This window comes from Dysgonomonas hofstadii (genome assembly GCF_014196915.1).
In the GTDB taxonomy this organism is placed as follows: Bacteria; Bacteroidota; Bacteroidia; order Bacteroidales; family Dysgonomonadaceae; genus Dysgonomonas; species Dysgonomonas hofstadii.
On the sequence record NZ_JACIEP010000001.1, the window covers coordinates 587,760 to 602,314 of the forward strand.

General features: G+C 41.2%; 10 protein-coding genes. 6 read left to right on the top strand and 4 right to left on the bottom strand.

Annotation, left to right across the window (positions count from 1 at the left end; genetic code table 11):
- Positions 1 to 154: 154 nt before the first annotated feature.
- The 6 genes from GGR21_RS01845 (at position 155) to GGR21_RS01870 (ending at position 9,936) form a co-directional block, all read left to right on the top strand.
- On the top strand, positions 155 to 3,433 hold the full coding sequence (locus GGR21_RS01845) for a SusC/RagA family TonB-linked outer membrane protein (protein WP_183305431.1): 3,279 nt from the start codon (positions 155 to 157) through the stop codon (positions 3,431 to 3,433).
- 14 nt (positions 3,434 to 3,447) lie between these two features.
- Positions 3,448 to 5,034, top strand: a complete 1,587-nt coding sequence (locus tag GGR21_RS01850; RefSeq protein WP_183305432.1) for a SusD/RagB family nutrient-binding outer membrane lipoprotein — start codon at positions 3,448 to 3,450, stop codon at positions 5,032 to 5,034.
- 24 nt (positions 5,035 to 5,058) lie between these two features.
- Entirely contained in the window at positions 5,059 to 6,198 is a 1,140-nt protein-coding gene (locus tag GGR21_RS01855; protein ID WP_183305433.1) for a glycoside hydrolase family 18, read from the top strand.
- A 38-nt stretch (positions 6,199 to 6,236) separates the two neighbouring features.
- Positions 6,237 to 7,385 (top strand): DUF1735 and LamG domain-containing protein, encoded by a 1,149-nt coding sequence (locus GGR21_RS01860; RefSeq protein WP_183305434.1) that lies wholly within the window; start codon positions 6,237 to 6,239, stop codon positions 7,383 to 7,385.
- Positions 7,386 to 7,482: 97 nt separating this feature from the next.
- Positions 7,483 to 9,690: a DUF4838 domain-containing protein gene (locus GGR21_RS01865; protein WP_183305435.1), complete on the top strand. Its 2,208-nt coding sequence runs from the start codon at positions 7,483 to 7,485 to the stop codon at positions 9,688 to 9,690.
- A 72-nt stretch (positions 9,691 to 9,762) separates the two neighbouring features.
- Positions 9,763 to 9,936, top strand: a complete 174-nt coding sequence (locus GGR21_RS01870) for a hypothetical protein (RefSeq protein ID WP_183305436.1) — start codon at positions 9,763 to 9,765, stop codon at positions 9,934 to 9,936.
- A gap of 156 nt (positions 9,937 to 10,092) precedes the next feature.
- Here GGR21_RS01870 and GGR21_RS01875 read toward each other — a convergent pair whose 3' ends face one another.
- The 4 genes from GGR21_RS01875 to GGR21_RS01890 all read right to left on the bottom strand — a co-directional run bounded on the left by GGR21_RS01875 (position 10,093) and on the right by GGR21_RS01890 (position 14,441).
- The gene (locus GGR21_RS01875) at positions 10,093 to 10,863 is read right to left on the bottom strand and encodes a 3'-5' exonuclease (RefSeq protein ID WP_183305437.1); all 771 of its coding nucleotides are present in this window, start codon (positions 10,861 to 10,863) and stop codon (positions 10,093 to 10,095) included.
- 198 nt (positions 10,864 to 11,061) lie between these two features.
- Entirely contained in the window at positions 11,062 to 12,186 is a 1,125-nt protein-coding gene (dnaN, locus tag GGR21_RS01880) for a DNA polymerase III subunit beta (RefSeq protein ID WP_183305438.1), read from the bottom strand.
- Between the two features lie 161 nt (positions 12,187 to 12,347).
- Entirely contained in the window at positions 12,348 to 13,580 is a 1,233-nt protein-coding gene (locus GGR21_RS01885) for an isocitrate dehydrogenase (NADP(+)) (RefSeq protein ID WP_183305439.1), read from the bottom strand.
- Positions 13,581 to 13,592: 12 nt separating this feature from the next.
- Positions 13,593 to 14,441: an alpha/beta hydrolase gene (locus GGR21_RS01890; RefSeq protein WP_183305440.1), complete on the bottom strand. Its 849-nt coding sequence runs from the start codon at positions 14,439 to 14,441 to the stop codon at positions 13,593 to 13,595.
- Between the last annotated feature and the right edge of the window lie 114 nt (positions 14,442 to 14,555).

Below are 14,555 nucleotides of genomic sequence, written 5' to 3' on the forward strand. Positions count from 1 at the left end.
AGGTGTAAAGAAATGCCGTTCTTCACACCCTGTATTTTAGCAAACCATTTTTCTCATCAAATCCGCTATGTTATATATGTAGCAGGAGAAGGTTATGCCATTTTTACAAAAGTAATTAAAATTCAGCAGTTACAAATTTAAAAAGTTAAATTAAATGCTAAAGAAAATCACATTGCTTGTTTGTTGTGTTTTTTTAACTATATTTTCTATTTCATTAAAAGCACAGCAAAAATTAGAACTGAATCTGAAAGATGTCAGTATAGAACGGGTGATAAAAGAAATAGAAAAAAAGACAAACTATTCTTTTATGTTTGATAGTTCGTTAGATCTTACCGAAAAAGTGAATGTCGAATATAAAGATGAATCTATAAATACTATCTTAAACTCTTTATTTACTGGAAAAGGTATTACTTACGAAATCTCTGGAAATCAGATCGTCCTGAAAAAAGGAAACCTGGCACAGGATACTCCTAAAAAAACAGTTGCAGGTACGATATTAGACGTGAATAACGAACCCTTAATCGGAGTTAGTGTATTAGTGAAAGGAACTACCAATGGTACGATAACCGATATGGATGGTAAATATACCATTAGAGCAAATGAAAAAGATGTGCTTGTATTTTCATATATGGGATATGTGCCACAAGAGAAAACTGTGGGACGAAATACAACATTTGATCTTACCTTACAGGAAGATAACGTTATGCTGGATGCTGTTGTTGTTACAGCTTTAGGTATAAAGCGTGCGGAAAAAGCGCTGAGTTATAATGTTCAGCAAATAACCAATGAAGACCTGACCACAGTAAAAAATGCAAACTTTATGAACTCTCTGGCCGGAAAGGTGGCCGGAGTACAGATCAATTCCAGTGCTGCCGGTCCGGGCTCTGCTGTTAAAGTGGTTATGCGTGGTTCAAAATCCATCACACTTAGCAATAATGCCTTATATGTAATCGACGGTGTGCCGATGAATAACTATGTAGGAGGGAATATGGACGCAGGAGCTTTGTCTGCACAACCAAGTACGGAAAGTGTAGCCGATATCAACCCGGACGATATAGAAAGTATGTCGGTGCTTACAGGTCCATCCGCCGCAGCTTTGTACGGATATGAAGGAGCTAACGGGGTTGTCCTTATCACTACTAAAAAAGGACGTGCAGGAAAGACATCTGTTTCTTATAGCAATAGTACTACATTTTCATCAGCAATGAAAATGCCCGAATTCCAGAATACATATGGAAACGTTGACGGATCGGTAATGAGTTGGGGTGGCCCTACCAATTACAGATTTGATCCGAAAAAATTCTTCAATACAGGAACAAATGTGGCTAACACGGTTTCACTCTCCACTGGTAACGAACAAAGCCAGAGTTATTTTTCTGTTTCGGCTAACAATGCCTCCGGGATTCTTCCCAATAATGATTATGACCGTTATAACTTCACTTACAGAAATACAACTTCATTCCTGAATGATAAATTTTTATTTGATGCGAGTGTAAACTATATTATACAGAAGAGTAAGAATATGGTTTCGCAGGGTCAGTATTTCAATCCGCTACCCGCTCTTTATCTTTTCCCTCGCGGAGAAGACTTCAGCGAAGTACAGTTATATGAACGTTACGATTCGTCCAGAGAAGTTAATACCCAGTATTGGCCTTATGGTGACCAGGGACTCTCATTGCAAAATCCATACTGGATAATGAACAGGATGGACAGGAAAGTAAACAGGAAACGTTATATGTTATCTGCCAGTTTGAAATATAATATCACCGATTGGCTGAATGTAGTGGGACGTGTAAATGTGGACAATTCCAATTTCCGTAATACAGACGAACGTTATGCAGGCACATTGGCTACTTTCGCCGGAAAGAAAGGACGCTATCGTTTCGAGCTGCGTGACGAAAGACAAACTTATGCCGATGCGATTGCAAGTCTGGATAAGAGAGTCGGAGATTTTTCTTTCAATGTGAATGTCGGAGGGTCGATAAAAGACCGCCGTATGGAAAACCATCTGGTAGAGGGTGATTTGGAAAAAGTGACAAACTGGTTTACAACAGAGAATGTGGGACGTGCCACAGGGGTTTTCAAACTCGACGATGACGGATTGAAACGTCAGACTCAATCTGTTTTTGCTAATGCGGAGATCGGTTATGATAACTTCCTATACCTGACACTCACCGGCCGTAACGACTGGGATTCGGCACTGTCATGGTCTCAATCGAAAGAAAGATCTTTCTTCTATCCATCTGTCGGGCTGTCGGGGCTTATCAGTGAAAAAGTTACTCTTCCTAAATGGTTCTCATACCTGAAAGCGCGTGTAGCTTTCACTTCGGTGGGTAACTCTTATGATCCGTATCTTACCCGGGAGTTCTATATATATGACGAACAAACCGATTCATACTCATTAGCCAGGATTCGGCCGAATTATAACCTAAAACCGGAGATTACAAATTCATACGAAGCCGGACTTAATATGAAGTTTCTGAACGGAACGTTATCATTAGACGCTACTTATTATCTGTCAAATACGAAGAACCAAACCCATCAGATCATAGAAGCCGGGGACTCGTATGACGGAAAGCTCATTCAGGCAGGAAATGTAAGAAACTCGGGTATAGAGCTGGCTTTGGGATATGATAATAAATGGGGAGATTTTTCATGGGCTACCAATTATACGTTTACTTATAATAAGAATAAAATCACCCGCCTATTGGATAATTCCGATGAATATACAGGTATTACCAAGTTTGACAAGGCTACATTAGGAAGTACCGGTTCTCCGGTTGTACGAATTACAGAAGGTGGTACTATGGGAGATATTTATATGACATCCGACTTTAAACGGGATAACAATGGTTATATCTATCTCGATCATGCCACATTATTGCCATCGATGGTCGGTCTGAACCCTGATGAATATAAAAAATTAGGTTCTTTATTACCTAAATATCACATGGGGTGGCGCAATTCATTCTCTTATAAAGGTCTGCGCCTGAATGTTCTGATTAGCGGACGTTTCGGCGGGTTGGTTGTGTCCAATACCCAGGCGGTACTCGACCGTTACGGAGTTTCTCAGCATAGTGCCGATCTGCGTGAAGCAGGAGGTGTAACGATCAATGGACGAAATATTTCGGCACAGGATTTCCTGAATGTAGTAGGAGAAGGAACGGGAAAGGCCGACTATTATGTTTATAAAGCAGATAATATCCGTTTGCAGGAGGTTAGTTTAGAGTATACCATTCCGAGAAGATGGCTGAATAATATTGCAGATGTCACAGTTGGTCTTGTCGGTAATAATCTGGCATTGCTATATTGCAAAGCGCCGTTCGATCCTGAAGTTGTTGCATCGGCATCAAGTACTTATTACACTGGTGTGGACTACTTTATGCAACCAAGCCTGAGGAATATGGGATTTAGTCTCAAGTTACAATTCTAAAAGAACTAAAAACTATGAAACAATATAAATTTAAAACAATACTGACTGCTGTTGTCCTGTCTTTTGCAGTTTTGTTTACACCATCATGTACCGGAGATTTTGATAACCTGAATCTTCATCCGACTAATCCTACCGAAGATGACCTTACAGAGTCTGAAAGGTTAGGTTCCCTGTTCTCTTCTTTAATAGCCACGATGCACTACGCTCAGGAAAACCGCAACCAGATGGTAGACCAGATGATAGGAAATCAGTATGGCGGATATATGGTAACTACAAATAACTGGCAGGGAACTAATTTTGGTACATTCAATCCGGCTACCGACTGGGTGGACTATCCGTTCAAAACCATTATGGTAGATTTCAACTCTAATTTCATTAAAGTAAAGAATGTTACCGAGTCTAAAGGATATATTTATGGATGGGCATCGATTCTTAGAGTTGCTACAATGTTGCGCGTTACAGATATTTACGGGCCGATCCCTTATTCAAAGATCGGACTTGTAGACTCGGATGCGATAGAATATGATAATGTGCAGGATCTTTATCATAATATGATAGCAGACCTGGATAATAGTATTGCCGTACTAAAGAGCTATCTGGCGGAAAGCCCGTCCGAAAGTCCTCTGGCAGAGTATGACATAGTATATAAAGGAGACTTCTCCAGATGGCTGAAACTGGCTAACTCGCTAAAACTCCGTTTAGCTGTGCGTATTGCATTGGTAGATACCGAATATGCAAAACAGGCAATTACGGAAGCTATTGCCGGCGGACCGATAGAAGCAAATGCTGACAATGCTTTTATCCCTACACAGGATAATCCTTATTATAAGGCTTCGCATTCGTGGGGAGATTTGGCAATAAACGCCACGTTATCTTCTTTTATGAATGGATATAGCGACCCCCGTGCTCCGGTTTATATGACTCTCTGCTCTTACGGCTCTACATATAGAGGGGTACGCATGGGAATTGAGAATATAAATAAGAGCCGGTATTCTAATAGCACATATTTTTCTAAACCGGCATTTACGGCCGATTCTCCATTGTTGGTATATTGTGCCGCCGAAACGGCTTTCCTGAAAGCAGAAGCCGTTTTGAGAGGCTGGATAGCAGGAAGTGATGCTCAGGCCAAAAATTTCTATGAAGAAGGCATAAGTCTGTCGATGGAGCAGCATGGAGTGACTATTGGAAGTTATCTGACAGGAACAACGTCTCCTCAGGCATATTCCGATCCGTACAGTTCGGGAAATAATGTATCGGTTAGCTCTCCTATTACTGTCTCCTGGACCGATGCCGGAACGGCCTCGAATACTAAACTGGAAAAAATAATCACCCAAAAATGGCTGGCTAATTATCCTTTAGGACTTGAGTCGTGGAGTGATCATCGCCGTACAGGATTCCCTCAGTTCTTCCCGGCTGTGAATAATCTTGGTTCGAGCGGATTTATAGGAACCGTTACCAATACATCGTCGCGGATGGTGAGACGCTTGCCGTTCCCACAATCTCAATACCAGGGCAATAATGAGAATGTCCAGAAGGCAATACAAATGCTTGGTGGGGATGATGTTGCTAATACAGATCTTTGGTGGGCAAAAAAACCGTAAATTGACACTTAAATATAAGATATTATGAATATAAATATTTTAAATAAATCATTCTTGTTTGCTTTTGTCTGTGTCTTGTTTATTGGATGTAGCGACTGGACTGAAGTAGAATCCGTAAACGATACCGATCTGAATTTAACTACAAAAACAGACGAATATTATGCCGCTCTTCGTGAATGGAAGAATACACCGGGATTACCTCAGATTTTTGTATGGTTCGATAACTGGAATGGTGTGTCTCCTACAGGAGAGAACAGTCTTCGGGGATTGCCCGATTCTGTGACCATTGCTTCAAACTGGGGAGGGCATCCTAAATTTGACCTTAGTGCTGAACGCAGGGCAGATATGGAATATGTGCAGAAGGTGAAAGGAACAAAGGTGGTAGTGACTCTTTTCTCGGCCAAAGTGGGTGATGATATGCCCGAAGATCCGATATATGATATAGGCAACAGTTCGGACGAGGCTGTAGTCAGGCCTGCGATACGTAAATATGCAGAAGCAATATACGATGCTGTTGTCGCAGCCGGATATGATGGCTATGACTGGGACTATGAGCCTAGTCAGGGAACCGGAAATTATTTATGGACAAACAAGACTCAGCGGAGAATATTTGTCGAAGAATTGGGCTATTGGTTTGGTGCAGGTTCTCAAAGGACTGACCGGGACGGGCGGAAATCGACTATACCGGGACTTCTGTTCATTATAGATGGAGAAGTTGGTACATGGACGCATATGGATAAGGACTGGGAATCTCAGTATGTAGACTATTTTGTATTGCAGGCCTATGGATCGACCACGGAGTCGAACCGTACGACCCGTGTTAGGGGGGTAATCCAGGATATGAGTGAGCACATTGCTGCGGGCAGAATTACTGAACAAGAGGTGGTTCGTAGAACTATCCTTACCGAAAATTTTGAATCTTATGCTAATACCGGAGGTGGATTTTTAGGTATGTCGGAGTTTATCTATGAACCGGATGGACTGAACCAACAAATCGGAGGATGCGGACTATACCGTTCAGGATTTGACTATATGCCTAAGGGACAGGGTGATTATGATGGCTCTCCTGAATATTATTTCCTGCGCAAAGGCATTACCAATTTGTACCGGATTTATTATGAAAGACTGAATCCAACTCCGTCAGGGGAAGAAGAACAACCGTAATTTGCATATTAAGTAATTCTTAATAAAACGATTAGTTTATGAAAAAAATATATATATTGAGCTTTGCTATTTCATTATTCGGTATTATATTATTTACCGGATGTGACAATGCGGAGTACGAAGTAAAAGATAATAGTGTATATTTGAGTGATGCTGCCGGGTCTGTCAAGGCGGTGACATTAACGATGGACGACGGTGTGGATATAAATGTAAATATACGTCTGGCTAAAAAAATAGATAAAGATGTCGAAGTGGAGATCAAGCTGAACTCCGCTTTGCTCGATCCTTATAATGAGACCAACAATAGCGAGTATTATCCGGTGCCTGATTTTCAGCTTCCGGCCGGAGCTAAAGTTACAATTCCGGCTGGAGAGATAGGGGTAGTTTATACTATCCATGTCGATGATTTCGAAACAGGTGGGAAACAATATGCTCTGGGCGTGGAATTAGGAAATGTCATTGCCGGAGGGGTTGAAAAATCAGTATCCCAATCGAAATTTATCTATTTACTGGCAAAACCATTGAATGTCTCTGTTCCTGTAATGAAAGGAGTCAACGATGGAGCTGTTAATGCCGGGCCGGAAACTAACTGGGGAATAACTACTACTCAATGGAGTCTTGAATGCTGGGCGCGTATGTCAGCTTATAGTAAAAATAATCAGGCGATCTTCAATACAGGTAGTGGTGATCATGAAATCTATATCCGTTTCGGTGATGCTAACAGGCCATATAATTATTTGCAGATAAAAACCTTAGGAGGCCAGGTGCAAACTTCAGCAGATCTTGAAGCTAACAAATGGTATCATTGGGCATTTGTGTATGATGGAACAACATTAACAATATTCCAGAATGGAGAAGAAAAGATTAAATTTGATCCACCTGCACCAAACGGAGGTTCTGTCCGTTTCGATTTCTTGCAGATGATTTCCAGTGGATCGACTTACTTTCCTGACAGATGTGCTATGAGCCAGGTACGTTTATGGAAAACTGCAATAACTCAAACCCAGATAAAGAATAATATGTATTATTCTATCAATCCTGCAAATCCGGATCTGATTTTGTATCTGCCACTGGATGAAGGCGACGGTACAGAATTCGAAGATATCACCGGAAACGGTCACGATGCTAAGGCTACAGCCGGAATATTGCAGGGATGGGAACATAATATCCGGTTCGACCAACAATAATTCTGTGTTAATTATTAGGTTTTAAGGTATTAAATCCTTAAATTTCAGAGAGCGGCAAAGTGCCGCTCTCATTTATTCAAAAATTTATAATCTTACCATGAGACGCATTCTTATTTCATTATTCTTTCTCTTGTTTGCTTCAGGCATACTTAATGCCCAGCTGCCTGTTGTAGAGAAAGGAAAACCTGTAGGGCGTATTGTTTTGTCAACAAATGATGCGGTAGATATTAAAGCCGCCGGTTTACTTCAGGATTTTATCCGGCGGATAAGTAATGCAAAACTTCCCATTGTTCACGATACAAATACTCGTAAAAGTGATATAATTATAGGAAATGGCGACTTAAATAAGGATATCATAACAAAAGATATTACAGAAGACGGATTCAGAATATCCGTTTCTAAAAACAATCTCCACATAGTTTCGGGTGGCGGGTATGGCTCTGTTTATGCAGTGGTTACATTGCTCGAACGTTATTTGGGTGTAGGTTACTGGGGTGAGTATGAATATTCATTTACCCCGTCCGGGACAATCGTGATTCCATTTGTTGATATTACCGAAAATCCGGCTTTCCGCTATCGCCAGAGCCAGAATTATGCTATGGCTACAGATTCTGTATATAAATTATGGAACAGGTTGAAAACACCCAATGAAGTCTTTGCTGCAAACTATTGGGTACATACCTTCGACAAGTTGTTACCGTCATCTGTGTATGGGAAAGACCATCCCGAATATTATTCCTATTTCAATGGCAAACGCCATCCCGGAAAAGCTAGCCAATGGTGCCTGACTAATCCGGATGTGCTGGAAATTGTAGCGGCGCGACTCGATTCTATATTCAAGGCAAACCTGGATAAACATATTATATCCGTTAGTCAGAATGACGGAAATTATACGAATTGCCAGTGTGACAAATGCAAGGCGATAGACGAGCATGAGGGCGCATATTCGGGTAGTCTTATACACTTTATAAATAAACTGGCAGAAAGATTTCCCGATAAAGAGATTTCTACACTGGCCTATCTCTATACAATGAAACCGCCAAAGCATGTAAAACCCCGGCCGAATGTAAATATTATGCTGTGCAGTATCGATTGCGACAGGGAAGTTTCATTGACAGAAAACGCATCGGGCAGGGAATTCGTCGATGCCATTGAAGGGTGGAGCCGTATATCCGGTAATATATTTGTGTGGGATTATGGTATCAACTTCGATAATTACCTTGTGCCATTCCCCAACTTCCATATTCTGGGCGATAATATCCGGCTTTTCAAGAAGAATAAAGCGACAATGCACTTTTCACAGATAGCCAGTAGCAGAGGCGGGGATTTCGCAGAAATGCGTACCTGGCTGGTCTCAAAACTGATGTGGAATCCACAGGCCGATACAGATTCTCTGATGAATGTGTTTCTGAGAGGCTATTATGGTGATGCCGCCCCATATCTGTACCGTTACATCAAAGTGATGGAGGGAGCCCTTATTGGTAGCGGAAAAAGATTATGGATCTATGATTCGCCCGTATCTCATAAAGAAGGAATGTTAAAGCCCCAACTGATGAGGAGGTATAATCACCTGTTCGATCAGGCGGAAGCGGCAGTTGCCAACGATTCTGTTTTATTGAAGAGAGTTTGGCGCACACGCCTGCCTTTACAATATTCGGAACTTGATATAGCCCGTACAGAGAGTCAGATGAATGTCGAGGATATCAGCAGAAAGCTGGATCTGTTCGAACAACGGGTCCGGTTATTCAATGTGCCGACACTCAACGAAAGAGAAAATTCACCGGTCGATTACTGTGAACTTTACCGGAAGCGATATATGCCTGCGGATGAAAAAATACTATCGCATGGTGCTAAAATTGAATATTTGGTGCTTCCTACCGGTAAATATGCTTCTATGGATGGAAGCGCGCTAACGGATGGTTTGTATGGAGGAATGACATTTACCGAAGGATGGATAGGCTGGGAAGGTGTGGACGGTTCTTTTATTGTCGACTTGGGCAAGGAACAAACATTCACTACGATACAGACAGATTTTTTACATCAACTGGGAGCATGGATACTTCAACCTGTAAATGTCACATATTCGGTATCTTCAGACGGTAAGTCTTATAAGACAGTAGAGTCGATAGATAATCCGGAAGACCGGGACCCACAGGTTAAATTTGTGGATATTACATATACCGGAAAACCAATAAATGCCCGCTATATAAAAGTTGAAATAGCAGGAACAAAAGTCTGTCCGCACTGGCATTATGGGGTAGGCCATCCATGCTGGTTCTTTATTGATGAAATTGTTGTTAAATAAAACTTAGTTAATAATCTTTAATTAGACTAGTATTACAGGCACCTTCAGTTGTCTTATATAAGTATCCGGAGGTTGTATATTATATATAAACTAAAAACAGAAGAGCGGATACTTCCTGCTTTTTATGAAGATTATTATATCCCGGTGGTACCGGGAGAAACAAAAGCTATAACGATGGAATATACTCCACAGGCGGAAGCCCCCCTGAAGTTGAGATTAAGGGCTGGAATACAGGTAAATAAATGACAAAATCCTATTCACACATCATAGGAATTTTGATTAAGGTTGGAAGACGGGTTGATGCGACATCAGCCTGTCTTTTTTTTGTATGTATTGGTATAAAAGAAAGAAACCTGATCTATAACAATGGTAGACCAGGTTTTTTATATGTTTATCTTATCTTTATTTCTGTATCTCTCTCAGTTTTATCTTCGTCAGTACCTGTTTGGTGTTCAGTGGAAAATCGGCATCCATCATCCATGCATAGAAACTGGGTTCGTTTTTAAGAACTTCCACAACCGGTTTTCCTTTGTGCTTCCCAAAATTGAAGACCTCTATACCATTTTCATTCTTAATTATCCTTCCTGCCAGATCGACATTATTATTGAAGAATGAGAATTCGGAAGCCAGCTTTTCGATGTCGTTTTCCAGATCAGGATATTTATCCAATTGTGCTTTCAGTACTTCGTAAGTAGCCTTTGTGTCAGCTTCAGCAGAGTGCGCGTCAGTCAATTCTTTGTCACAGTAGAACTTATAAGCAGCTTCTAGGGTACGCTGTTCCTTTTTGTGGAAGATGATCTGTACATCGATCATCTTTCGTTTACTGAAATCTATATCAACGCCGGCTCTCAGGAATTCTTCGGCCAGAAGGGGCACATCGAAACGGCTGGAATTGAATCCCGCCAGATCGCAACCTTCCATCTGCACAGCAAGTGATTTTGCAATCTGCTTGAATGTAGGACAATCTTTCACATCTTCGTCCGATATACCATGTATGGCAGTAGAAGATGGAGGAATTGGCATTTCAGGATTTATCTTCTTGGTCTTAATTTCTTCTTTTCCGTTAGGAAACACTTTCAGATAGGATATTTCTACAATCCTGTCTTTTGCCGTATCAGTGCCGGTTGTTTCGAGGTCGAAGAAAATAAGCGGGTTTTTAAGATTCAGTTCCATAAAAATTCAAGTAAAAGAGGCTGTCTAAAAAGTAATTTTTATTATCTCTTTGTCATGTTGAACGGAGTGAAACATCTTGTTTCCGGAGAGTCGGGATTCTTCGTTGCACTCAGAATGACAAAGGGAAGTAACACTTTGATAGTATAATCTTACTTTTGGGACAGCCTCTTGTTTTATAATATAATTTGATATAACAGTTTAGTCATTCAGCATCATCGGCATCAATAGCATCAACAGGTCTTCATTTTCCTCATTTTCGGTAGGTATGATCAGTCCTGCGCGTGAAGGGTCGGATAACTCTAAAGAAATATCTGTCGATGGTATATTATTCAAAATTTCAATCAGAAAACTCGACTTAAATCCGATGTTCATCGGTGTGCCTGTATATTCGCAAGGGATGGTTTCTTCTGCTGCGGTAGAGAAATCGATATCCTGTGCCGAAACAACAATGCTTCTGTCCGATAGTTGCAGTCTGATCAGGTTGCTTGCCTGATTAGAGAATACCGATACACGTTTCAATGCATTCAGGAAAGACTGACGGTCAAGAACAACCTTGTTCGGATTGTTTTGTGGAATTACCGAGTTATAATTCGGGTAACGTCCCTCAATAAAGCGGCAAGTCATTGTATAACTTGACATTTTGATGTATGCGTTATTCTCATCGAATCGGATCTCAACAGTTTCGCTTTCTTTCGGAAGTATAGCCCTCAACAGGTTAGCAGGTTTTTTAGGCAGGATAAATGAAGCTCTTTCAGCTCCTTTGACAGCAATTGTCTTGCAACGTACCAGTTTATGTCCGTCCGATGCCACAAAAGTAAGATCGTCAGTTGTGATATCGAAGAACACACCATTCATTACAGGGCGGAGTTCATCGTCTGCACTTGCAAACAATGTACGGTTGATACCCGAAAACAATACCTGAGGATCGATGGAAAGGCTGACTGCCGATTCCTTCAATTCTTTCGGTTGTGGGTAATCATCACCACTTTGACCTATGAAATTGTATTTACCGTTGTGGAAGAATATGAATGTTTCCAGATTATCGTTGTTGATCTCGAATGTAAGCGGTTGTTCAGGAAGTTCCTTCAATGGATCGAGAAGATTCTTGGCATTCACCGCAAATTTACCATTCCCTTCCGCATCATTTACTTCAAGAGATGTAACCAGACGGGTTTCAGAGTCGGCTGCTGTCAGTTTCAGAGTTGAGCCTTCCAGTTCAAGAAGGAAGCAGTCCAGGATAGGTAATGTGTTTTTCGAATTGATCACTTTGCTGATCGCCTGCAAGTGGCTTAACAAGGCTGTGCTGGAAACTACAAATTTCATATTATAAGTGTATTATTAAGTTTTTTATTTCAGGTAATATCAATAGAGCAAATATAGGTATTTTTTCATTTATATCAATCCTATCTGTCAGTTAGTTTCTTGTCAACTGAATTTCAAAAGTTGATAAACTTTATATCCCTTTTCATTGGCACATCGGCATATTAGCACATTAAATTTAGCTTTTTGCTCAACCCCTCTGCTATTGCATCCAGGAAATCTTCGGTGTTCAGATAATCTGTTCGTTGCATATTTTCACCATGAACCAAAAGGGCAAGATCCTTTGTCATTTTACCTTGTTCAACGGTTTCTATACAAGTCTTTTCAAGCTTTTCTGTAAAATCGATCAATGCCTGATTCCCGTCCAGCTTTCCTCTGTGGGCAAGGCCCCTTGTCCATGCGAAAATGGATGCGATAGGGTTGGTGGATGTTTCCTTACCTTGCTGATGCTGGCGGTAATGGCGTGTAACCGTGCCGTGTGCGGCTTCGGCTTCCATCACCTGCCCGTCGGGAGTAAGCAGTACGGATGTCATCAAACCGAGAGACCCGAATCCCTGAGCTACCGTATCGGATTGTACGTCCCCGTCATAATTTTTACATGCCCATATAAAGCCCCCGTTCCATTTCAGAGCTGCGGCTACCATGTCATCTATCAGGCGATGTTCGTAGGTGATTCCGGCCTTTAAGAAATCGGTCTTATATTCGTTGTCATATACTTCCTGGAAAATATCTTTGAAACGTCTGTCGTAAGCTTTCAGTATCGTGTTTTTTGTAGACAGATATAACGGATATTTTTTAGCCAGGGCCAATCTGAAGCAAGAATGAGCGAAACCATAAATCGACTCGTCTGTATTATACATTCCCATAGCCACGCCGTCTCCGCTGTAGTTGTATACGGTATATGATTGCGGCTCCCCATTCTCAGGAGTAAAAGTTAACGTCAATGTGCCTTTTCCCTTAGTAACAAAATCGGTCGCTTTGTATTGGTCGGCATGGGCGTGACGGCCAATAATGATTGGCTTGGTCCATGTATTCACCAGGCGGGGAATGTTGCTGATGATAATCGGTTCACGGAAAACAGTTCCACCTATAATATTGCGGATGGTGCCATTAGGCGACTTCCACATTTTCTTTAGCCCGAATTCAGTTACACGTGCTTCATCGGGAGTGATTGTCGCACATTTCACCGCCACCTTGTATTTTATTGTAGCCTCGGCGCTGTCTATCGTTACCTGATCGTCTGTCGCATCACGGTTTTCTATACTCAGGTCATAATATTTCAGATCGACATCAACATAAGGTAATATCAGTTTGTCTTTTATATATTGCCATATTATACGGGTCATTTCGTCCCCGTCCATTTCCACAACAGGGTTTGCTACTTTTATTTTTTGCATGTTCTATTCTGTTTATTTATCCAGTTTCTCATTCATGTCTTTCAGCCACATTCCAAGTAATTCCAGCATTTGTTTATGATACTTGAAATTCTCTCTCATACCCCATCCATGGCCACCTTCGGGGAAGATGTACATTGTGGCGGGAATATCATTTCTTTTCAATGCATCGTAATACAATGTGCTGTTGACAGGCAACACGCTTTTATCGTCATCGCTTAATAACAATATTGTCGGGGGAGTGTTCGTATTTACCTGTTTTTCGTTCGAAAACATATAAACATCCGATACGGACGGGTTGTCGCCCAGCAGATTTTTTTTAGAACCTCCGTGTGTGGCTACTTCCATTGTGATAACGGGATAGAAAAGGATCGAAAAATCGGGACGGGTACTGGTACCGTATGTGGCATAATGAGTAGAAGCGGTCGACGCCAAATGTCCTCCGGCCGAAAAACCTGCTATGCCTATTTTATCCGGATTAATGTTTAACTCTTTGGCATGCTCGCGAACATAGCGTATTGCCTGCTGCGCGTCTTCCAATGGCACCCCTTTGTGTTTGTTGGGCAAACGGTATTTAAGGACAATGCCTGTAATACCCTGCTTGATAAGCCATTCGCCTACTTGTTTTCCTTCATGATCCATGGCCAGTCCGGAATATCCTCCTCCCGGACATATAACAACAGCCATTCCTGTATTAGATGCCGTCTCCGGGGAGTAGATAGTCAGTTCCGGATTTTGATTCTCCAGTTCATTATTTGTAGGCGGATTTCCTTCCCACAATTTTACAGTTTTTTGTGCATGCATATTTATGGATGTGAATATGAATAACAAACATCCTAAAAAAAGAGTTACAGATTTTGTCATTTTCTTTAGTTGTTAAATGAGATTTCCAAAGATAGATATTTTAGGCTTTACTTCAAAAGCACAATAAGAAAGATATAACCATCGTTTTGTAGAATTTTGACTATCTTTGTGCTT